The sequence below is a fragment of the Lacticaseibacillus pantheris DSM 15945 = JCM 12539 = NBRC 106106 genome (assembly GCF_001591865.1).
Lineage (GTDB): Bacteria > Bacillota > Bacilli > Lactobacillales > Lactobacillaceae > Lacticaseibacillus > Lacticaseibacillus pantheris.
In genome coordinates this window covers 1-21,214 of the sequence record NZ_BCVS01000020.1, presented here as the reverse complement: position 1 = coordinate 21,214, position 21,214 = coordinate 1, and the positions used below count along the sequence as shown (strand labels likewise).

Sequence of the window (21,214 nt, the reverse complement as noted above, 5' to 3'; positions counted from 1 at the left end):
ATGCTCACGGCAAAGTGGCAGCCGTTGCCCTTGCCCAGCGTGTTATAATGACGATATCTTGGGTACTTGCAGGCGATACCCACCCCAACATTGCCGTCGACACAAAGGGGTTACTATGCGCATTAACGTTCTGCAACATACGCCAACAGAAGGACCCGGTTCCATTCGTACTTGGGCACAAGCACGCGGCCATGAGTTGTACGTATACCATCCATACCAGTTCGGCATTCTGCCCACCGTAGATGAAACAGACATGCTCGTGGTACTAGGCGGACCGATGAGTCCTAATGATGACATAGACTGGATCCACGCCGAACGGGTACTCATTGACCAGCTACTCCGTGCGGACAAACCCATCTTTGGGGCCTGCTACGGCGCCCAGCAAATAGCCATGACTTTGGGCTACCCGGTCACCACTGCACCGGCCAAAGAAGTGGGCTGGGCACCCGTCTACCGGCAAAGCGCCGCCATCCCCAGGCTTCCGGAACAGCTCACCGCACTGCATTGGCACGAAGAACAATTTGCCATTCCCAAAGGTGCGGAGCTCCTTTTTAGCAGCGACCGCGTCCGAAACCAGGGGTTCGTTCTTGGTCATCGCGTCGTGGGCCTGCAATTCCACTTTGAGCCCCAAACTGAAGACGTACGAACCATGTGCATTAACGATGGGGCGTACGTGGCCGGTTCCGCCCTGGGACAAACGGTTGCCGACATTATCGACTGGCCCGTACCGGCGGAGAACCAAGCGGTGATGAACACCATCTTGGACTTCATCACCAAGTAACCAAATTAATAGTGCCCAGTAGCCCCTCCCGTGCGGAGACGCTACTGAGCACTATTTGTGCTGTTACCAGCATATTATTAACCATGAATGTAACGGTATTCCTGCGTTTGACCACCATAGCCCCAGTTGGCCGAATCCACAGAATGCACCACCACGTAACTCGTTGCGACAACATCCCCAAAGATAGCCTGCATTTGCTCGAAGACTTGCTTCACAAAGGCGGCCGTCTGGTCACGCGTATTGGTGCCTGCCGTGACCTTGATTTCCACGTAAAAGCCCGTCTCGTGCTTCGCTAACATTGATTCGCCACCAACGAACCACGTGCTGGGATCCTGAAACTGCACGTCAGCAACCGCCGCCGCCGTGTTCTTACCCAGTGCCTGCACTGCCAAATTAGTGACCATCTGTGCGACTTTGGCAGTGGGACGGTCCGTTTGATTAGTCGCAATTCTAACCCGTATATATGGCATCTTTGCCCTCCTAGTTGTTCCTCTGACTACTTCAACAACCAATATAATATACAGATAATTTAACCAGGCGCATATAACTAAATTGTGTTAGGGTTATCGTAATTAGCGATTAGGGTGGTGCACGTAGATGCAACTACAGGATTTAGAAATTTTCCAACAACTGTTTGAGCTGCGCTCCATCAACGCGACGGCCAGGGCGCTAGGCTTTGCCCAATCCAACATTACCGCCCGACTACAAAGCCTTGAGCGTGAGTTTGACATCCGGCTATTCACGCGGAGCCACCAGGGCATCGTGCCAACCACGGCGGGGGCAAAGTTCTACCGTTATGCCCTCGACACGCTTCGGGCAACTGCGCAGGTACGGACGCAAATACACCGACAGACAGAACAACCACACGCCATCATCTCAACCCTGCTGTTCAACTACCTGATTAATTATCGCCGAACACTGCAACTCAATGATTACCAATACCAGTTGATGAGTTCGACGGATATCCAACAGCTCAACCACACCACCGCGGCGACGGTTATTACTTACGCCCATTTTCAACAACCCAACTACGTAGCCGGACCCGTCAAATACTTCCGGGCCGCCGTGCTCACTGCCAAAGACTCAAGTATGCCCTCACTACCCCTACTCGTCAACAGCGACCGTCACTGTCAATTTCGGGCACGTTCGCTACGCCTCGCAAGCCAGATATCAAGGCGCGTCCAGGAAATTGATTCCTGGGACGCTATCATCAACCTGGTACAATCTGGTCGTGGTATCGCCTTGTTACCGGAATACCTGGCCGCCACGAATAACCTAACTCAGTTGGCGAATACCCCGCGCTTTCGCATCCCTTACCGCACATATACGCGACCAACAGAATAACCGCATATTAAAACCCCTGAGTTTCGGGAGCACGTTTTGATGACGTACCCCGGACCTCAGGGGTTTAAATTTATCCGAATGGATGCATTACGTGATTACTGCACCTCCGCCTGGATTGCTGCCGCCACAGCATCCTGCTCGTCCGCGACAAGGGCCACACGACTCTCAATCACCTTGGTATCCATCGTGATTTCACGCGTCAACGCGGTGTCACTCAGCTTGGGTTCAAAGAAGGCCTTGAACTCCGCCAGCCGCTCTGGTGTTTTGAAGATGCTGGCAATAACCGTAACGAAGGTCGGGAACTCCATGTCCCCGCCGACCGTTGCTTCCAGCCATGACCACTCGTTGCGAATCCAGTCCCATGCTGCCTGCTGCCCAGCGGCATTGGCCAGCACGCCGCGGAACCAAGCGCGCAGGTCCTGCGGCTTGATGGTGTCCGCATCCTCGAACAAGGCCACCAGGCGCTTAATCAATGCCGGGTCGGTCGTACTTGTCAGGGCGCGCGCAATGTCCGCTTTGTAACTAGCATCGGCCGTGGCCCGTGACGCTGCCACTAGTTGGTCAAACAGTGCGGCACTGCCGAAGTGCTTCATCTCGTTTTCGAGAATAAACACACGGGTGGCCGCCGGTAGTGTACCCGGGTTGTCAGCGTGCTGCTCAAATAACGCATGCGCCGTGGCAATACCGTCCGGATCTTCAGCGTACAAAGTAGCGCTGAGCACATACGGACGCGTCAACTGATCGTCGTTGGATTCGCCCGCACGTGGCGTCCAGCCCAAGCGCTCAACCTGACCAGCACTTAACTGGTCGTAGAACGCCCGCAACTGCTTTTCAGCCGGCGACTTTGGTGCCACAAACTTCTTCAGGTTGCCCGCCACCTGGTACAACGCGTCGTTGACCACGGTGGAGGTGCTTGATGCAAAGCGTGGTAGCAACGGCACCACGTCGGCGTACGAAATCTGCCGGCCCTCTGCCAGTAACCGCTGATCCTGGAGCAATTGCAACTGACTGATTGGGTCCAAACTGTCCGCGTTGGTCAAAATATCCTGCATCAACGTGTCGTCGTAGCGCACGATAAAGTGGGAATTGTTACCCACGTTCAGGCGGAACGGCTCCCCGTTAGCGGCGCGTAACTGGGCGTAATCCCCCAGTGTCACCGTACTCTCCTTGAAAATTTCTGGTGCCGCGTCGTAGTTGGCGTTGAGCGGAATTTGCCAGAGCCGTCCCACATCGTGGCCGTCACCGATAAAGAACTGTTGCTGACTCAGGGTCAGCTGACCATCCACCACCGCGGCCGTTACGACCGGGTAACCCGGCTGTTCGAGCCAGGACTGCATGATGGCCCCGACATCCAACCCGGAGGCCTCCCCTAGTGCAGACCACAAATCGCTCCCGGTAGCGTTACCGTACTGGTGGGCCGCAAAGTAGGCCTTCAAGCCGGCGCGCATGTGCTCATCCCCGAGCAGGGCGCGAACCATGACCAGCATCCGGGCACCCTTGGCGTACACAATCGCACCATCAAAGAGGGAGTCAATCTCAGCGGGATCCTCCACCTGCACGTGGACGGACTGCACCCCATCCGTAGCGTCACGCTGCAAGGCAGCCGGAGCTTCCGAAGTTTGGAACAGCTCCCAAACGTGCCAGTCAGGTTCCAGCGCGTCGACGGCCACGTACTCCATCATGTTGGCAAAACTTTCGTTCAACCAGAGGTCATCCCACCACTTCATTGTGACCAGGTCGCCAAACCACTGGTGGGCCAGTTCGTGCGCAATCACGGTGGCCACCAACTGCTTCATCTTGAGCGCGGTGTTGTCGGGATCTAACACGAGGTACGCCTCACGGTAGGTCACCAACCCCCAGTTTTCCATGGCGCCGGCAGAGAAGTCCGGCAACGCCAGCTGGTATGAGTGCGGCAGCGGGTACGGCGTCTGGTAGAAGTCCTCGTAGAACTCGATGGAACGCTTGGCGATGTCGAGGGCTAAGTCGAGCTCGTTGGCCGCGTGCGCCTTGGTGGCAAATACGCCAATTTCGACGCCGCTCTTAGTGTGGGTCAGCTTACTTTGCAGTTCACCAAACGCGAACGCAATCAGGTAGGTTGACATGCGCTTAGTGGTGTCAAAGTAGTGCACGCCGTTATCCTCGTGGGTTTCAGGCATGTTACTGATGATGGTCTCACCCGGCTGCTCGTCAAACTTCACGGCCAGGTTGAACGTCGCCTTTGCTTCCGGCTCGTCCACACACGGGAATGCCTGCCGGGCAGCAGTGGTTTCAAACTGCGTCCCGATGATTTGCTTCTTCACGCCGTCCACTTCGTAGTAGGACGGGTAGATACCCATCATGGTGTCGGTGAGCGGTGCGGAGTAGTCCACGGTCAAAGTGGTTGCGCCGGCTGCCGGTAACTCAATGCGAATGGCCTCCGCCGCTTCGTCGATGGTGAACGGTACGTTATCGCCGTTGCTCTTAACCGCGGTGATGGTCATCCCCTTCTCGTGGATAGCGACCGACTGCTGGGCGGCAGTCCCGGTGATGATAGACTGGCCGGTGATTTGCTTGGCGGCGCGGTTCACGTCAATGTAGAGGTCGTAGTGCTCCGGTTGAAAAAGCTCGTAAAAATGTGTCAATGCAGGCATGTTTCTTCCCTCCGTTTAATCTAATTAAGAATATCCTCATTATACGCTACATCTCCGCCCTGTGACCGTCCGGTTTTGAGGTTGCGTGTCCTGTTGGCTGGGCGCACTGGGGGGATAGCTTCGGTTGAGCGGCGGGGGCCGCTCAACCTGCGCCATCCCCCCAGTACGCCCACCACTTGCTATCAAATCCACGAAAACACTATCTATCGTAATATCAACAATTAATGTACGTTGATATTCGCAGATACACGCACATAACCAAATCCATCCATCAACATTTACAACTTTGGCCCCACGACAGCACCCCACCCCTATGCCAAAATGTAGTTAATGATATCAACAAAACGGAACCCTGCTTTTTTCCTAAAGAAATGGGTCAAAACTGTCGTTATATTTTGGTTAAGTCGATAATAATACTAGCTGTCACACCAGTGAGGGGGTCGGGACATGGAGAGCTCCACCAAAATACAGCGTCTGAGCCAACTCTGTGGCCTGGCCGTTATTATCACCTTGGCAATCGTCTGTTACCGCTACGGTATCTTGTCCTCCGTCACGCGGATGCAAGGCCTCGTTCAAACCGCCGGCATCTGGGGACCGATCATCTTTATCGGCCTCCAAATCATCCAGGTGATCTTCCCCATCATTCCTGGGGGTATGACCACCGTCGCCGCCGTCAGCATCTTCGGCCCCTTCTGGGGGTTCGTCTACAACTACATCGGCGTTAGCCTCGGCTCCATTGCCGCCTTCCTCATCGTGCGGCACGTCGGCCAGCGGTTTGTCCACGCCGTCATCCCTGAAAAATTTATCAATAAATACGAGCACTACCTGAATGATGGTCAGCGGTTCGACCGCCTCTTTGCCATCGCGATTCTGCTCCCCGTCGCCCCCGACGACTTCCTCTGTATGCTCGCCGGCTTGACCAAGATGCCCGTCAAGAAGTTTGTCTGGATCATCGTTCTCTGCAAACCCTGGACCATCCTGGCTTACAGCATGGGTATGAATACATTAATTCAGTTGTTACTTCAGCACCTATAACCCGAATTGCAAAGGCGTTGCCCCATCGAAACGGGCAACGCCTTTTGCGTAGCACTAATATGTTGCCGGCATCCGGGCCGACTTGACCACCAGGCCAATTGACGCCGCCCCGCACAGTACCATCACGGCCGCCATCCCCCAATTGCCTAGGAGTCCCGAGGCGCTCACCAGCATTCCCGCAATGATTGACGCCAGCGGGTTGACCGCCATCATCGCGCCGGAATACACGCCAATCCGCGCAGGGTTCATCATGTCCGCGCGCAACGTCTGGCTGGACGGCACCACGAACATTTCCCCCAGCGTGAGGATAATTGCGCTCACAATTAGCGGCCAGAACCGGTCACCCACAAAGGCGGAGGCGAAGCCCAAGGCGCTCAACGCTGCGCCCAGCGAGTACGTCTTTGCCAACGACCAATCGCGACTGATGCGGGTGAACAGGCCCATCATGGTCACAATCATGATGGTGTTAGTCAGCGTGACCATGGACAGCATACGCTGACCGTACAGGTGCACGCCCAAAATCGTGGTGGCGTGGAAGTCCGCACCCAGGTGGACTGCCAAGTAGTAGTCCGGCTGGCTAGAGATGATGCCCGCAAAGACCCAACCAATGAGGAAGAGCATGTACCGCCGATCCGTCATGACTTCCTGGTACGCGTGCAATAGCGAGCTAAGCGAATTGGACACCGCCTCGGTCGCGTGTTCGATTTCCTTCATCCCGAGCGTAATAATGCACAGGTTGACCACCGAAACGATAATCATTCCCGTCAGTAATTCAAAGAGGTAGTCCCGGAAGAACCAACCACCTAACGCCGACCCAATCATGACGCTGATATTCACAATCCAGTAACTAATTGAGTAAACGTACTGCCGGTTTTGCGGGGTCGACGCGTCAATAATCATCGCTTGTTCAGCGGGATTAGCCCCCGACGCCCCCACCCCCGCGATGAGAAAGCCGACAAAGGTCACGTGCGGATCCTGCAACCACGGGCTGTTCATTGTGGCAGCAATCGCGTAACCGGCGGCAATCATGAGCCCACCGCCAATCATCACCGGTTTCCGTCCATAAACGTCCGCCAAGTGCCCACCGTACAGTCCCGCCAGGAAGCTAGCAATTGATACCATAATGAGGAGCACGCCGGTCACCATGGTGCCAAAGTAGCGGGAGTAATAGATGGTCATGTTCGGCAAAATTGAACTGTTCAAGATGGCCACTAGGAACATGGTTAACATCCGCAGTTTCAAGTTGCGATTTAACTGTAAGAATTCTTTCATGACAGCCTCCAGAAAATCTCATACTTGAATAGTATACACGAAAGGATTCCCGGGGATTACGTTTATTTTGGAAGTCCTGCTAGGTGGCTTCTTCATACTGCATGGAACACAAAAATAGTGTCAGGAATTCATGTCCCAACACCACATTTATTTGCTAATAAGAAATTGAGCCTGATAGCTACGGCAACTACTCAATTCCGAATGTCTCATGATAGGTTCAAGTTGCCAGCAACAGCATGGCACCCATAAATTTGGTTTGCGTTTACGAATAATCGCACCAATTTTCCAATTTACTAATCCAGATAATATTCGTCCGCCTGCCGCTCCCAGTACTCACGGTCGGCATCCGTAATTTCCCGCAACACCTTTGCCGGCGTACCGACGACGATGACGTTATCCGGAACGTCTTTGGTCACCACCGCGCCGGCGCCCACTACGGAGTTACTGCCAATCGTGACCCCAGGCAGCACGGTGACGTTGCCACCCAACCACGTGTTGTCGCCAATCGTAATCGGCCGCGCAAACTCCAGTAGGTCGGTCCGCACACCCGCATCTACCGGGTGCCCCGCGGTCAGGAGGTTGACGCGCGGCCCGATTTTCACGTTATCGCCGATGGTAATCCAGTTGGTATCGAGGAAAACCGCGTTAACATTACAATAGAAGTTTTTGCCCACCTTGATGTGCCGCCCGTAGTCCACTTCAAAGGGCGGTTGCACAAAGACGTTGTCGTGCTCGCCCTGAAAGATGCGCCGCTCCAACGCAATAATTTCGTGAACGTGGTCTGCCGGTAACTGATTAATCCGTTGCACCAAGCGCTTGCCGGGCCACTCGCGGTTAAACTCCTTAATCTTATCCGTAACGTACAATTTACCGGCCAACATCCGGTCGTATTCTGGATCTTTGCTCATCTCGTACTCCTTTTGATTCAAATACACCGGTATGTGTGCGCGAGCAAGTTCCAGCGGTGAGCAGTCTACCCGGCTAGGGTTACTAGCCTCACGCTCACGCCCGTACCGGGCTACCGCGAATCATGGAGCCAAAGAAAATGCACTTTGTCTCCATGATTTGACGCTGTAACTCGCTTCGCTCGAACAGCGCAAGGGCTGGTAACTGCCGGGTAGACTGCTCACCACTTCCACTTGCTCGCGCACACATACCTACTATTAGGTTACATAGTTATTATCAAAGTTAGCCTAAACAAGAACAATACTATTCCTGTATGTACTCAGCCTTAACGTCTGTCTCGTCTTCAGTCACATTGCCGGCAAAATTAGGTGTGGCCAAAGACAACGTACCGCTCGCGTTGTAGAACAAATAAAATCGTTCCCCCACATACTGGCTACCGTCATCATTACTACTATCATCTGTGTCTATCGTATCAACAATATTGACCTGAGTATTTGCCTTCACCGTTCGGATATTGGGCCGACCAAAAACTCTGAATTGGGTCACTGGCCCTTGCCTAACCTCGGCAGCGACACGAGTTACGTCGGATGAATCATCAGACGTCGCAGGACCAGTAATAGTAAGAATGTAGTTATACGATTCACCCTGAACTGAATTAATGCTTATGGATCCAGGCTCGTTGACTCCATGGCCACGAAAAGTTACCCCATTAAAATCACCCGCGCCAACCGAATACTTAAACGGATCGTCACTTTCCTCAGAGCTAGCCACCGCACTACTACTCGTAGCCACGCTACTAGCGCTACTACTCGTACTCTGACTGCTCGACGTCACCGCCGTGCTACTGCTGGCGACATCCAGGCGGTTGTGGCGACCGCGTCCCAGCGCCATCCCCAGAATGAACACCAGTACCACCACCAGCGCCGTTATACCCGCAATGACCGTCCATTTCCATCCGGACCGCCGCTGTTGCTTGCGCCCCTGCCGTGAATCATTACCCATGTTGTACCACTTCCTCATCATCTTCTTGGCTAATAATAACATACGGCACACTGATTAATGAAAGGTCGTGAAAACGTTTGCTTTGCCGTCACTCACCCCTGTACACTGAAATTAGGAGGTGACAGTCATGCTGCAAAGTCGCACACTTGGTCCACATAACGCTGCCCAGACGGCCACATGCCAGTGGGTGCACGTCGACGCCGCCACCGTAGATGATGTACAGCCACTGGTTACCAAATATCACTTACCCGCGCCCTGGGTGGCAGCCGCACTCAATCCCCACGCCGATCCTCGACTAGAGGGGCTGGACGGCAAAGACGGCGTGCAGGGTTTGATTTTGTTGCGCGTCCCATACACCACACAAAATCCCAACAACCATCAGGTGTTCGAAACCGCGCCGCTAGCCGTCATCATGCGTGACGACCTGGTGGTAACCATCAGCGGCCAACCCCTCAGTATTTTGCCGGACATCGAACGGTTAGGGGCCGCGCACGATAACGTACCCGCCTTTGCTGCCGGGATTGTGCAGACCGTTTGCCATGAATTCACCGACGCGGCGGAGGATGTCGATGCCGATACCCGGGCGATGGAAAGCCGCGTGACTAACTCGTCACATAACGATCTGCTACTCGAAATCATGGCGTTGTCCAAGAGCCTGGTCTTCCTCGGAGCAGCCCTCAACCACAGCCACACCGTGGTGCACAAGCTACTAAACACCACCAGCATCTTTGCCCATGACGGGATCGGAGCCATCCTGCTCCATCGCGCCAACATCGAACTTGGCCAGGCGCTCACACTGAACGACAGCACCGAGAAAATTCTCGACCAGTACAACGCCACCATCTCGGCAATTGTCGCCAACAACCTCAACCTGATTATGAAGGTTCTGACCAGCGTGTCCATCATCCTGGCCATACCGCCCATCATCAGCGGTATCTGGGGCCAAAACACCTGGCTGCCGTGGTCCAATCACGACTACGGCTTCTGGGTAGTCGTGGGCCTGGCTCTCGCCCTCAGCCTGATTGTGGCGTGGTGGCTGCGGCGTAAAGAATATTTCTGATTTGCATCCCCGAAGACGCAAAACGGCCAGTCTGGATTATTGCCAGACTGGCCGTTCTATTACCGTTATCACTAACCGAGAACCGGTGCATTAACCGCATATTCAGGCTGCTTACCGGTCAGCACCTCGTCAATCATCCGCGCGGCGGTCAACGACATCGTGCGGTTGGCCTCCAGGGTGTTCGCCCCAATGTGCGGCGTCACCATCACGTTGGGTAGCGTCCACAACGGGTTATCGGCGGGCAGCGGCTCCTGTTCAAAGACATCGAGCGCCGCACCACCGAGCGTGTTGTCACGCAAAGCCGCGATGAGTGCCGGTTCGTCAACGATACTTCCGCGCGCAAGGTTCACCAGCCCCGCCCCGTCTGGCATCAGGCCGAATTCGTGCGCACCAACGCTGTGAATGGTGTCGGGCACCGCCGCCAGATGCAGACTAACATAGTTCGACTGCCGAAACAGGTCGTCCCAATCCACAAAGGTACCTTCATCGGTGGTCCGCGGATGCCGGTCGTAGATCAGCACGCGCGCGCCGAGTCCCGTCAGCATCTTTGCCAACAGCTGGCCCACATGTCCAAAGCCGACGATACCGACCGTCGCGTCACCAACCTCGTGGCCGAGCAATTCGTGCGCGGCCACCCATCCGTCTTGGCGGGTCTTCACCCGCGTCTGCGGAATCTGCCGGGCGAGCACCAGGATATCCATCAGTGCGGCCTCCGCTACGGCCCGGGCGTTCGCACCCGGGGTGTTGGTGACCCAAACACCTTTTTGTGCGGCAAAGTCGACGTCGATGTTGTCGTAACCCACGCCGCGGCGGGCCAAAACTTTAAGGTTCGGCATCTGGTCATAAATGGCGTTAGAGAGCGGCTGACTAATCATCATCACACCCGCGGCGTCCGGCGCCAGCTTGAGGATTTCCTCCTCACTAGGGTCGTCCGCAGTAATTACTTCATAACCATGTTGCTCCAAGTAATGGTCAGTTAATGCGGCGGCCATTGTCGGTACAATTACTTTTGTCTTCAATTATTTCACCAGCCCCACGTTTTATTCGGCCGCACCGGACTGGACCGCCCGGTTGTGGCTGCGTATCTGCTCAAGATACCGCTGTGCTTGGCCGGCGTCAAATTCGCCTTCCGACTTTGCGCTTATTGTTCATTCTCACGCGCCAACTGCTGCACACGTGCATCGATCTCGTCGCGCACGCTGCGAAAGACGGTCAGAATATCTTCCTCGCTGCCTGTTGCCGCAGCCGGATCCGTCAACGGCCAGTGACGCCGCTCCACACTGGGTGGCGTAACGGGACAACGGTCGCGGGCATCACCGCACAAAGTAACGACCAGATCTGAGTTTGACAAGTACGTTGGGTCAATCAACTTTGAATGGTGTTGACTGATATCAATACCAACCTCGGCCATCACGGCGACGGCACGCGGGTTAAGGCCGTGTACCTCCACGCCGGCGCTAGCTACACGCCACTGTGAGCCAAGATAATGCCGGGCAAAGCCCTCGGCCATTTGGCTGCGGCACGAATTCCCCGTGCATAAAAAGTATATTTGTGGCATTGCGAGCCCCCATCAATTTAATCGGAATTCTTGACAACACGAATACGCCTACGTTCAAAAGCATACATAAACAGGCCCAGCAATAACGCAAACCTTAGCGCCGAATATACCTCAGACCACGAAAACAACAGTCGCCAAAAGTTACCCTGCTCATAATCAATTGCGCTATTCAACAGCCATTCGGTCACAAAAATCGTGGGAGCCAACCAAAGCCATCGATGACGCAGCCGACGCAACACCATTGGCCGCTCCTCCGGTGTCACTTCATTCCAAAATATCCCAGAACGACTCAAAGGAATCAAAACACCAAAAATGGTGATTGCGAACAAACCCACAATCTGTACGGCTAGGGCAATATAGAATAACAACTCAAAGCTAGTGGTTTGACTGCGCACAGCCCACAGCGATAATACCAACCCGCTCAGTAGATCGTACACAAACATAAAGGCAAGCGCGCGAAGGGATAACCGCCCCACTTCCGCGCGCATATGCTCGTCAACCACACCAGGAACATCATAAAACCATTTAATTAGACGGTCATCCCAGCTAATCTTTCTCCTCATCTTGACCCCTCCAGAATAAAGTATTCAAATCAGTCCCCAACGCCCTCGCAAGTCGCAAGCACAAATCTAGAGACGGATTGTATTTATCGTTTTCGATTAAATTAACCGTTTGCCGGGCCACACCAATCTGTTCGGCCAAAGCCAGTTGCGAAAGGTGTCGCGCCCGCCGATATTCCCGCACTTGATTCATATCCATCCTCACCTATATGTCATTTATATCTGACACTATCAATTTAGAACGGATTGGTAATTTTGTCAACTATAAATGACATATTATCAAAAAAACTCATAGCTGATACCTGATGAAAATGACTCAAGCCCAACGGTATGCCCAACCGCCTCACCTCCACCAACCGCCATAGCAACCCACACCAAAACGGGCACCCTCAATTCGACGGTGCCCGTTCTGAAACAATTATCTAGTTAATATGCACGTCGCCGCCGCACGCCGGCGCTAACCGCGACGACAATCATCAAACCCGCCATAGTAGCCAGCACACCCAGCCCCTGCAGTCGGTACTGGCCGCCAGTTTGGAGGATGTGGTCCCCCGAATGGCGAACCGAACCGTTGCCGACGGGTTCAAAGGTGTTCGGTAACCGGTGGGTCCCGTTCGGCTCGCTAGGTACGGTACCATTCAACCCCGACTTGGGTGTGTACGTGTAAGCAGTGTGATCGGCGTTGAAGACTAACGCTACTGGCGCCGCGGCTTTGGTTACACCTGCACCGGCGAGCTCCTGCACGAGGTAGGTGGCATTCAAAGCCAGCCCCGTTTCGTGTGCCAGCCCGTCGGCGTCGGTGACCAGCATCACGCTCATTGCGTTGGCGCCAGTTACCGACCGGTACGTGCTGGAATTCTGCGCATCAATCGGTTCGCCGCCCGCCGCTTCAATTAGCGTGACCTGATAACGGGCACCCGCTAACGGTACTGTCTGCTGGGTGACGCCCTCACTTGGCGCAGAAACCCGCTTACTGACGGTCAAAGTTGCAGTGTCACTCGTCGCGTGTACTGCGCGCGGCTGCGACCATGCCACTAAGCCCACCAGTGCAGCAATGATTAACACCAGCTTTTTCAAACGTCTCCCTCCCTTCGTCCAACAATACTACCCCTTCATTCTTCAACCTAAGCATTAGACGCGGCGCCGTACGACCATGCCGGTTGTACCCAGAACAACCGCGAGCACGCCCGCAACCACGGTGAGGAACGTGCCGTGACCACCAGCATGAGGATACTGATTGATTAAGTCAGCGTCGTTTTGCTCGTCCACAACGAACGTAACCTCAACATCGGCACCGTCAATCTTGGCGGTGGCAGTATCCACCGACGCATCATAGCCACCCGGTAAGGTACCCAAAGATGCGGTGTAATCGCCACCGGTAGAGTTCATCGCCAGCGTCACGGTCCCGTCAGCGCCGGTATTACCACTCATAACTTTGCTACCGTCACTACCCGTGACTGTCACGGGTACATCGGCCAACGTCATGGCCTGACCCTGACTATTCACAATCTTGGCGATGATGTCGTAGGCAAAGCGGAAGGTTTCGACCCGGTCCGCCGCCGTTGACGGTGGAGTGTAAGTCTCAGTGGCAGTGCCCACGCCGGCAACGTTCGCCTTGTCGTGCTTCTCGCCACGCCATGGACCATACTGGCTAGCATTAAGCTGAAACTGTGGTAAAACAACTTTACCCGTCCAACCAGAGCCAAAAGTAATCGACTTCAACTGTGACTGCAGTGTACTACTACTGTACACGTAAGTCGGGAATACCTTATCACTCGCGCCGTATGCACCACTGATAGTCCAGCCGGACAGATCAAGTTTGGTTAAAGCGTTATCGCCCCAGAAGATGTTAGTAATGTTAGTTTTACCATTCGCCAGCAGCTGCCATTTGGACACGGGCAGGTCCGTAACGCTCGACATACCCTGGAACATACTGGTCAGATTAACAGCATTACCTAAGGTCCAACCGTCAATACCGGGTAATGACGTCAACTTGGCGTCGCCATAGAACATAAAGCCCAGCTCAGTCGCACTAGTCGGCTGCCAGCCCGAAATATCTAGGCTGGTCAACCCCGTCATTGCTCTGAACATCTGACTAAAGTCGTCACCTTTGGCCACATTCCAGTTGCTCAGGTCCAGACTCGTAATTGCCGTATCATTCCAAAAGACATCCGCAAAATTGGTAACTGCGGAAGTATCCCAATTTAACCGCCCGCCAAAAGTCAGCTTCGAATCATTTTGGAACATTCCTTGTATATTGGTATTACTTTGCATCTTCCAGTTGAGCACGGAATCAATGTTGGTGAGCGCACTCATGTTCCCAAAAGCATACGAGGTATCGGTAACCTTGCTGGTATTCCAACCACTTAAATCCGGCATCGTTGACAACGAGCTATCCATGTAGAACAGCGAGGCCATGCTAGTGACCTTGCTAGTATTCCAATTCTGAATCCCGTCAACGGAGGTCAAATTCGGTTGATCCTCAAAGGTCCATTGCATTGAAGTCACGTTACTTGTATCCCAATTACTCGTCCCCTCGATTGTCGTGAGCAAGGCATTCGTGTTGGTAGAACTCGTCGTGTTGGAACTATGCGATGAGAACAAGTAGTCCATCGTGGTCATGCGGGAAACATCGACGTTGCTAAGCCCCGTAATCTTCTGCAGGTTGGTGAATCTTTGGAATAGGCCTAACGACTTATCGATGAAGACTGTGGGTCCCTCAAAGCTGACGGCATTAACATCGGTCAATTTGAACCCCGACGATCCGGACGCCGCGTAAATACTGTTGGCTAGTGCGGTTGTGGGAGCCGTTCCGGAAACGTGGAGGGTCCCGGCGGAGTCCAGATATGCCTGCGCCCCACCCATGGCCGTCGCCCCCGCGGGATTTGTCAGCGAGGTATAAATGTACCACGTCGCTTTCTTGCTCGAAGCGTTATAAGCGCTTTGATTGAACGTTGACGCCGCGTGAACAGATTGTGTTGGTGTCGATGCAGTAGCCGTCGCTAATCCCACGCCCAGCAAAAATGCTGGGAGTATTAACAAGACTAGCCCGCGTTTAGAAACGCGATTGCCGTGATTACCCACCTGGGCCATCCACACGGTGAAAGCCGTAATCCAGCCGACCACAATGGTCAACAGCCATTTCAGTGGATTGACTAATAACGATTCAGCCTGATCAACGTCGGTTCCCACTGGCTTTGAGTCGCGGGTCGGGCTAGTCAGCACGGACTCCGGAAGTGCACGGCGCATAATGATGAGGCGCATTTGTGCAAACGCCGCAGTGCCCCATATTTTCATTGTCGTGCCCCCTTTCTCAAATTGCCAAGAAACGGACGTGGGCATACGCCACACGCCCGTTAATCATTGACGTTATCCGCGGTAACTATGCGTTACGCTGACGACGCTTCATGACGTATACACCGGCACCACCCGCAACAATCAGTGCGGTAGTGAAGGCGTACAGCACGATCCGTGCCTGGGAACCAGTCAGTGGCAGGTTTGGCATAATGTTGTCGTTATCGACAACCGTTGCGTCAGACTTCGTGTCCTGAGTGGCAGTAACTTCGTGAACCTTCTGTTCAACATCGTAACCAGCAGGTGCGTCAGTTTCGACCAGGTAGTACTTCTGTTCGTGGCTCGTCTTGTCGACTTGCAGACCAGTAAATTCAGCCTTACCAGAGTCATCAGTCTTGGCGGTCACAACGTTACCATCTTTGTCGGTAACAGGGTTAGTGCCCTTTTCGGCATCTTCCTTAGTTGGGTAAAGCGTGAAGACGGCGTTAGCCAGTGGCTTGTTGTCCTGGTCGGTCTTGTCGACGTCAACGTTACCAAAGTAAACGGTTGGCGTAGGCGTGTTGTCGTCGCCATCACCACCAGGAGTGGTTGTCTGGTGGGATTCAGTATTAGGGGTAATCGTACCCTTGTAGTAAGTATCAAAGGTGTTAATGATCTTAGCATCGGAGTCGGCGTTGACCGTCGTGTCCAAAGTAGCAACTAACTTACTGTCAGAAGAGGCGGCGGCAAACTTCTTAATCCCCGCATCCGTCAATTCAACGGTTACGGTCGTCTTACCATCAGCCTTGGTTGTGGTTACCGTGTAGTCAGTATCCTTGGTCAAGGCGGTATCAGTCATACCAGACTGGTCGTTAGGCGAACTAATCACCACTTTGGAAACATCCTTATAGGTCATCAAGTTGTCGTCCAGGACATCGACTAACTTCAATTCGTTCGCGTATGTCTTGTAGACGGTCGTGTCGGTGGTAGTCTTGCTGCCATCAGCGTTAGTGACGGTTTCGGACGTGTTACCAGCAGTTTCCACACCAGTGTCATGAATATCGGAAGGACGGTTGATGGTCATGTTCCAGCTGACGTCCGTACCAGTCTTCACACTATCCTCAGTCGTCCCATCTTTGAAAGTCTTAGTTGGGTTCAGCTTCATGCTGTCCTCATCAACCTGGTTCTTAGGGTAGATGTTAACGTCGTATTCCAATGACTTGTCGCCAGTCGTTGCGTCCTTGTGCGTCATTGGCACGTGAACGATGAATGGCTTAGCAGCTTCCTTAACGGCAGCACTAGCCTGCTCAGTGACCAGGTAGTAGCCGTCGGCGGAAGTGCCAGTACCAAGGGCAGCCGTAACGGTACCATCAGCGGCAGTTGTTACGGTCTGTTCAGTAAAACTGGAATCAACCGTGTAGGTACTTGAATCGTTGCCATCAAAGGTCTTGCCAGCGACGTGACTAACCTTCTGGATGGTAAAACTAATACCACCCAGTGGCTTAGCGTCATCAGGAACCGTTGTGCTTGGTTCCTCGTCGCTACCAGTGGCTGGAGTACCAGTGTACTTATGTAGCGTAATGCTACGGGCTGACGTGTCGTCGGAGACGAGCGCGGAGCTACTTGAAGCAGCTGATACAGTGGCTGCATAGTGGTTGCTGATTAGCGGAGCACTAGCGGCACCCAAAGCACCGAGGGCTAACCCGCAGACCCCAACAATGTGGACAATCTTCGTTTTGTTCATAATGAATCTCCTCCATAAATGTGAGTAACATTTTGCTAGGTGACACCCCCCTGACACCTAACACTATGGTCAAAGTCTAGCACCCACTACTTGCCTGGTGTGGAAAGCGGACGGTTCTGACCAGGACACTTCTGACCCGTAAAATTCACATGGATTTCACAAAGTCTTCATAAGGTCGCTACGGGCATTATGACCCATCATCAACTAGGTTCATTAATCGAGTGATCCCGGCAAGGTATCAACCACTGCCAACCCAGCTAACACCTAGACATATACTCGCGCCAAGCAGCACTAAATGAGTTCCATTCCACGCCCTCTACTAATTGAAAACAGCACGGAGGATTTTGAAAACCGTGTTACTTTCCCCAATAGCCACAAAGGAGCACTAGTGATCAACTCACCGGTGCTCCACTAATTACGTTCAGTTTATGCCGCGTGCCGTCGCTTAGCGAGAACCACGCCGGCCCCACCGATAATGATGAGCAACCCGGCCATTCCGTAAAGCAACAACTGACCGTTCTTCCCGGTTAGCGGCAGATTAGGAAACGCGTTATCGTGATCCTTGACCGTTGCGTCCACGCTCGTGTCGCGCTTAGCGGTGACCTTGAACACGCCACCGTTGAGGTCGTACCCCACGGGCGCGTCGGATTCAACCGCGTAGTAGTCTTGCTGCTGCGTGGTTGGATCAACGTATAGGCCGACGAACTGCGCGACTCCATCACTACCGGAAATGGCCGTCATTACCTTGCCGTTACCGTCCTTAACCGGGTTGGAACCCGCCTTGGCGTCTGCCTCCGTTTTGTACAGCGTAAACGTCGCGTTGGCCACGTGATTACCGTCCTCATCCGTCTTCTGAATATCGACGTTACCCGTGTAGACCACGGGCGCGCTGGTATCCGCACTCGTCGGCTTAGTCGGCTTCATCTCGTCCGTGGCGCCGTCCGTGAGCGGCTTGCTGGTACCCGAGTGTTCGTGGATGACCTGCGTTGTCGCCGTACCTTTATAGTAGGTATCGAACGTGTTCACAATCTTGCCCGTGGTGTCCGCCGTGATGGTGGTCGCCACCGGAATGACCAGCTTGGTGCCCTCCGGCTGGGCCGCAAACTTCTTAATACCAGCAGCGGTGAGGGCAAAGACGGCCACGCTATAGTCGCCATCGACCTTCAGCTTACCAGCCGGTGCTTCCGAATCGTCGTAATCGGTGGTTTCCAGCTTCGTCTTGGTGCCATCCGGAGCCAGCATGTAAATGTAGCTGTAGCCGCCGTAAGTCAGGTTCTTCGTGATTAGTGGGTCCGACAGAATGAGCTTGCTGGCGTACGTCGTCTTGCCGCTATCGTCCGTCGTCTGGATGTCAGCTGGCCGGGTCACCACGAGGTCCCACACAATCATGCCACCCTGCATCGTGGAGGTCGCGCTGACCTCGGGGGCCTCCCCATCGGCGGCGCCTGCTGCCTGGGCATCCTGGACGAACTTCTCCGGGTTCAGCGCAACGGCGTCGTCATCGACCTTGTTCTTCGGGTACACGTTCACGTCGTACAGCAAAGTCATGTCGCCAGTGCTGGCGTTCTTGGTCGTTTGCGGCAGGTGGATGATGAACGGCGCTGCGGCGGTGGCGACCAACTTGCTGGCCTTCTCAACCACCAGGTAGTAACCATCTGCAGCTTTGCCGATTCCCACGTTGGCTACGGCCTTACCGTCAGCGTCGGACGTAACCGCCATGGCGGTGAAGCTCGTGTCTACGGTATACGTGGAGCTGTCGGCGGCCGAGAGTGTCTTGCCCGACACCTTCTCAACCTTAGTCACGGCGAACTTGATTCCCTGCAAAGGCTTGCTGTCACTCGGGACCTTGCTAGCGTCCGCCGTGGTCCCGGTCAGCTTGTCCGTGCTGGGCGTCGCGCTTTCCGTGTATTTATGTAACGTGATGGTGCGCGCCGAGGTGTTATCTTCAGCCGTTGCGGCAGCCACCGGCGTGCTAGGAATGGCCCGAACCGCCGTCATGACGCCCGCCAGGCACCCCAGCACTAGTCCGAGTACCAACAACCCGTGGATGAACTTTGTTTTCTTCATGACATCAAATCCCTCGTTATACCCGACTTTTCTACATAGCATTAATGTAGCATGCCCATTAGTACACGAATGGTGACCGGTCAGAAGTGGCCCGGTCACTTCTGACCACCCACTATTCGTGTACAAGTGCGTACCCTCAACAATCCGCGCCGTACCGGCATTATGTACGGATACGGGCTTAAGCCGCGTGCCTTGGCGCATACAGTGAATGTGGTATGCTAAACGCAGTTATGTATTAAGAGAGGAAACAGTGGTATGGAAAAGCGGCGGCGCGCACGGGACCCTTGGTTCAGTATTATCTGCACGCTCCTCGTCGTTGTGGGCGTGGGGCTTATTTTGACGCCCACGATTTATTCGCGCGTAGTCGCAGGTCGGTACCAGCAGGACGTCCGGGTCTACAAGCAGCATGCCCAGACGACCACCAGGCGGACGCAGCGGCTAACGGCGTACAACCAGGCCCTGGCGGTCGGTCAACGAGGTACGCTCCCGCTCACCACGAACCAACTGAGCCACACGATTGGCTACGTGACGATTCCGCGAATCCACGTGCAGAATCAACCTATCTATTACGGTGATGACGACAACACGCTGGCTCATGGTGTCGGCATCATGCCGGGAACCAGCCTCCCCATCGGCGGGCGGTCAACGCTCAGCGTCATATCGGGGCACTCGGGGTTCAACAACCAGGTCATCTTTGATAACATTCGCCACCTCAAAAACGGTGACCGCTTCTACGTCACCGCACTGGGTCAGCCGCGCCACGCGTATCGGGTTTACAAGCGGATGGTGGTGGCTCCGAGTGGCAAAGCCGCGTTGGCCCCCATCCGCATTCAGCAGGGCAAAGACATTACGGTGCTCCTGACGTGCACGCCGATTTTCATCAACTCGCACCGGCTGCTAATTTTCGGCAAACGGGTACCGATAAAATCCGCCAAGCCAACAACCTCGCCAGCCCCAACCACGCACACTAACTGGTGGCTGTACACCACGATAATCGTGATCACAATCATAGTCGTTGCGGGCGGCGTAACGCTGGTTATGCGGCACCAACATCAATCCAAGGACATTAAATGATGAAAAACTTTATCCGGTGGTTTTGGAGCCCCCTACTATTATTAATACTCACGGCGGCCGCGGTCTGGGCGGGCGGTTTTGTCATTACGCAGGACGTACCGGTCACCTCTGCACGTTGGCGCAGTTACGCCAACAGCAACGCAGCCAAGCGGGCTAACACAACCGCCAGAATTAACGACGTCGACACCGCGACTTTGACCCGAGCACAGGCCCACACTAGCGCGTTACAACGGCAGTATGGGATGGGCGAGCTGCGGATTCCGGCGACGAACACCGACCTGACGATTTACTCCGTGGTGAATAACGCGACGTTGTCAACGGGTGTGGCGCGCTACTTTCCCGACCGCAAGATGGGCCAAGGCAACAACGTTTACGCCGCGCACAACTTGATCGGCGCGGACATCCTCTTGAACCGGACGGCGGACCTCCGCAAAGGTGATGAGGTGACGCAGACCGACTTCCGTCACGTGTACCACTACCGCGTGGTGTACAACCGGGTGATTCGGGAGACGGAGACAACGGTGCTGAACCAAACGAGCGAGGGCCGGATTACGCTGATCCACTGTGAAGGCCCGCTGAACACTCCGTTCAGGCGCGTGGTCATCGGTCGCCTAAGCAAAGTCACGGCCTACCACGCGGTCAAGGAGCCGCGGCGAACGTGGTTGCGGACCGGGCAGCGGGTGACTGGCGTACTCGCGAACAGCCGCGTTAACCGGCCGCTGGCGGTAGCGGTGCTCGCGGTCTTCGTCCTCCTGCTGGGGTATGCGTACCGCGGGTTCTACAACAGTCGCCGATAGACAAAACGAGCAACTAGCAGACAGGGTTAGTTGCTCGTTTTTGTTGGTTGGCGGTTCTGGCCGGTGGGAGTGCTGCGGGGCACTACGACTTGGTGGACCGCTCCACGGTGA

At 54.5% G+C, this 21,214-nt stretch carries 19 protein-coding genes; 6 read left to right on the top strand and 13 right to left on the bottom strand.

The window, feature by feature from the left end:
- Window positions 1-115 precede the first annotated feature (115 nt).
- Window positions 116-781: a type 1 glutamine amidotransferase gene (locus tag LPA02S_RS03620; protein WP_056956683.1), complete on the top strand. Its 666-nt coding sequence runs from the start codon at window positions 116-118 to the stop codon at window positions 779-781.
- Between the two features lie 77 nt (window positions 782-858).
- On the opposite strand, the gene LPA02S_RS03615 is transcribed toward LPA02S_RS03620, so the two are convergent.
- Window positions 859-1,251, bottom strand: a complete 393-nt coding sequence (locus LPA02S_RS03615) for a tautomerase family protein (protein ID WP_054650559.1) — start codon at window positions 1,249-1,251, stop codon at window positions 859-861.
- 127 nt (window positions 1,252-1,378) lie between these two features.
- Here LPA02S_RS03615 and LPA02S_RS03610 point away from each other — a divergent pair, with 127 nt between their 5' ends.
- Window positions 1,379-2,125, top strand: a complete 747-nt coding sequence (locus LPA02S_RS03610; RefSeq protein WP_054650561.1) for a LysR family transcriptional regulator — start codon at window positions 1,379-1,381, stop codon at window positions 2,123-2,125.
- Between the two features lie 95 nt (window positions 2,126-2,220).
- Here LPA02S_RS03610 and LPA02S_RS03605 read toward each other — a convergent pair whose 3' ends face one another.
- Window positions 2,221-4,755: a M1 family metallopeptidase gene (locus LPA02S_RS03605; protein ID WP_056956684.1), complete on the bottom strand. Its 2,535-nt coding sequence runs from the start codon at window positions 4,753-4,755 to the stop codon at window positions 2,221-2,223.
- 447 nt (window positions 4,756-5,202) lie between these two features.
- On the opposite strand from LPA02S_RS03605, the gene LPA02S_RS03600 reads away from it, so the two are divergent.
- Window positions 5,203-5,790 (top strand): TVP38/TMEM64 family protein, encoded by a 588-nt coding sequence (locus tag LPA02S_RS03600; protein WP_054650563.1) that lies wholly within the window; start codon window positions 5,203-5,205, stop codon window positions 5,788-5,790.
- A gap of 54 nt (window positions 5,791-5,844) precedes the next feature.
- Here the strand turns inward: LPA02S_RS03600 and LPA02S_RS03595 are convergent, their stop codons facing one another.
- From LPA02S_RS03595 to LPA02S_RS03585, 3 genes are all read right to left on the bottom strand, one after another.
- Complete coding sequence (locus tag LPA02S_RS03595) at window positions 5,845-7,062, bottom strand: MFS transporter (protein ID WP_056956685.1); 1,218 nt, start codon at window positions 7,060-7,062, stop codon at window positions 5,845-5,847.
- Between the two features lie 293 nt (window positions 7,063-7,355).
- Window positions 7,356-7,970, bottom strand: coding sequence for a sugar O-acetyltransferase (locus tag LPA02S_RS03590; RefSeq protein WP_054650569.1), 615 nt, complete (start codon window positions 7,968-7,970; stop codon window positions 7,356-7,358).
- Between the two features lie 301 nt (window positions 7,971-8,271).
- The gene (locus LPA02S_RS03585; protein ID WP_054650571.1) at window positions 8,272-8,970 is read right to left on the bottom strand and encodes a hypothetical protein; all 699 of its coding nucleotides are present in this window, start codon (window positions 8,968-8,970) and stop codon (window positions 8,272-8,274) included.
- Between the two features lie 127 nt (window positions 8,971-9,097).
- Between LPA02S_RS03585 and LPA02S_RS03580 the strand changes: the two genes are divergently transcribed.
- Window positions 9,098-10,030, top strand: a complete 933-nt coding sequence (locus LPA02S_RS03580; protein WP_056956686.1) for a magnesium transporter CorA family protein — start codon at window positions 9,098-9,100, stop codon at window positions 10,028-10,030.
- Window positions 10,031-10,101: 71 nt separating this feature from the next.
- On the opposite strand, the gene LPA02S_RS03575 is transcribed toward LPA02S_RS03580, so the two are convergent.
- From LPA02S_RS03575 to LPA02S_RS03540, 8 genes are all read right to left on the bottom strand, one after another.
- Window positions 10,102-11,049 (bottom strand): phosphoglycerate dehydrogenase, encoded by a 948-nt coding sequence (locus LPA02S_RS03575; protein WP_156302139.1) that lies wholly within the window; start codon window positions 11,047-11,049, stop codon window positions 10,102-10,104.
- 122 nt (window positions 11,050-11,171) lie between these two features.
- Window positions 11,172-11,588: an arsenate reductase (thioredoxin) gene (gene arsC / locus LPA02S_RS03570; protein ID WP_054650577.1), complete on the bottom strand. Its 417-nt coding sequence runs from the start codon at window positions 11,586-11,588 to the stop codon at window positions 11,172-11,174.
- A gap of 17 nt (window positions 11,589-11,605) precedes the next feature.
- Entirely contained in the window at window positions 11,606-12,151 is a 546-nt protein-coding gene (locus LPA02S_RS03565) for a DUF3278 domain-containing protein (RefSeq protein ID WP_054650579.1), read from the bottom strand.
- A complete protein-coding gene (locus LPA02S_RS03560; RefSeq protein ID WP_054650581.1) occupies window positions 12,135-12,341 on the bottom strand; it encodes a helix-turn-helix transcriptional regulator in 207 nt (68 codons plus the stop codon). Before LPA02S_RS03560 ends, LPA02S_RS03565 begins: the two co-directional genes overlap by 17 nt.
- 233 nt (window positions 12,342-12,574) lie before the next feature.
- A complete protein-coding gene (locus LPA02S_RS03555; protein WP_054650583.1) occupies window positions 12,575-13,225 on the bottom strand; it encodes a hypothetical protein in 651 nt (216 codons plus the stop codon).
- A 54-nt stretch (window positions 13,226-13,279) separates the two neighbouring features.
- Entirely contained in the window at window positions 13,280-15,445 is a 2,166-nt protein-coding gene (locus LPA02S_RS03550) for a BspA family leucine-rich repeat surface protein (protein ID WP_054650585.1), read from the bottom strand.
- A gap of 85 nt (window positions 15,446-15,530) precedes the next feature.
- Window positions 15,531-17,165, bottom strand: coding sequence for a SpaH/EbpB family LPXTG-anchored major pilin (locus tag LPA02S_RS03545; protein WP_054650587.1), 1,635 nt, complete (start codon window positions 17,163-17,165; stop codon window positions 15,531-15,533).
- Window positions 17,166-17,591: 426 nt separating this feature from the next.
- The gene (locus LPA02S_RS03540) at window positions 17,592-19,232 is read right to left on the bottom strand and encodes a SpaH/EbpB family LPXTG-anchored major pilin (RefSeq protein WP_056956687.1); all 1,641 of its coding nucleotides are present in this window, start codon (window positions 19,230-19,232) and stop codon (window positions 17,592-17,594) included.
- 255 nt (window positions 19,233-19,487) lie between these two features.
- On the opposite strand from LPA02S_RS03540, the gene LPA02S_RS03535 reads away from it, so the two are divergent.
- Together LPA02S_RS03535 and LPA02S_RS03530 are read left to right on the top strand one after the other, a co-directional pair.
- Window positions 19,488-20,306, top strand: coding sequence for a class C sortase (locus LPA02S_RS03535; protein ID WP_054650593.1), 819 nt, complete (start codon window positions 19,488-19,490; stop codon window positions 20,304-20,306).
- A complete protein-coding gene (locus tag LPA02S_RS03530) occupies window positions 20,303-21,103 on the top strand; it encodes a class A sortase (protein ID WP_061777615.1) in 801 nt (266 codons plus the stop codon). Before LPA02S_RS03535 ends, LPA02S_RS03530 begins: the two co-directional genes overlap by 4 nt.
- The last annotated feature ends 111 nt before the right edge of the window (window positions 21,104-21,214 follow it).

Excerpts from the sequence above, each read along its gene's own strand:
- LPA02S_RS03605 (WP_056956684.1), bottom strand. The coding sequence starts at position 4,755 with ATGCCTGCATTGACACATTTTTACGAGCTTTTTCAACCGGAGCACTAC.
- arsC (WP_054650577.1), bottom strand. The coding sequence starts at position 11,588 with ATGCCACAAATATACTTTTTATGCACGGGGAATTCGTGCCGCAGCCAA.
- LPA02S_RS03615 (WP_054650559.1), bottom strand. The coding sequence starts at position 1,251 with ATGCCATATATACGGGTTAGAATTGCGACTAATCAAACGGACCGTCCC.
- LPA02S_RS03620 (WP_056956683.1), top strand. The coding sequence starts at position 116 with ATGCGCATTAACGTTCTGCAACATACGCCAACAGAAGGACCCGGTTCC.
- LPA02S_RS03600 (WP_054650563.1), top strand. The coding sequence starts at position 5,203 with ATGGAGAGCTCCACCAAAATACAGCGTCTGAGCCAACTCTGTGGCCTG.
- LPA02S_RS03540 (WP_056956687.1), bottom strand. The coding sequence starts at position 19,232 with ATGAAGAAAACAAAGTTCATCCACGGGTTGTTGGTACTCGGACTAGTG.
- LPA02S_RS03585 (WP_054650571.1), bottom strand. The coding sequence starts at position 8,970 with ATGGGTAATGATTCACGGCAGGGGCGCAAGCAACAGCGGCGGTCCGGA.
- LPA02S_RS03590 (WP_054650569.1), bottom strand. The coding sequence starts at position 7,970 with ATGAGCAAAGATCCAGAATACGACCGGATGTTGGCCGGTAAATTGTAC.
- LPA02S_RS03535 (WP_054650593.1), top strand. The coding sequence starts at position 19,488 with ATGGAAAAGCGGCGGCGCGCACGGGACCCTTGGTTCAGTATTATCTGC.
- LPA02S_RS03580 (WP_056956686.1), top strand. The coding sequence starts at position 9,098 with ATGCTGCAAAGTCGCACACTTGGTCCACATAACGCTGCCCAGACGGCC.
- LPA02S_RS03565 (WP_054650579.1), bottom strand. The coding sequence starts at position 12,151 with ATGAGGAGAAAGATTAGCTGGGATGACCGTCTAATTAAATGGTTTTAT.
- LPA02S_RS03595 (WP_056956685.1), bottom strand. The coding sequence starts at position 7,062 with ATGAAAGAATTCTTACAGTTAAATCGCAACTTGAAACTGCGGATGTTA.
- LPA02S_RS03545 (WP_054650587.1), bottom strand. The coding sequence starts at position 17,165 with ATGAACAAAACGAAGATTGTCCACATTGTTGGGGTCTGCGGGTTAGCC.
- LPA02S_RS03610 (WP_054650561.1), top strand. The coding sequence starts at position 1,379 with ATGCAACTACAGGATTTAGAAATTTTCCAACAACTGTTTGAGCTGCGC.
- LPA02S_RS03560 (WP_054650581.1), bottom strand. The coding sequence starts at position 12,341 with ATGAATCAAGTGCGGGAATATCGGCGGGCGCGACACCTTTCGCAACTG.
- LPA02S_RS03550 (WP_054650585.1), bottom strand. The coding sequence starts at position 15,445 with ATGAAAATATGGGGCACTGCGGCGTTTGCACAAATGCGCCTCATCATT.
- LPA02S_RS03530 (WP_061777615.1), top strand. The coding sequence starts at position 20,303 with ATGATGAAAAACTTTATCCGGTGGTTTTGGAGCCCCCTACTATTATTA.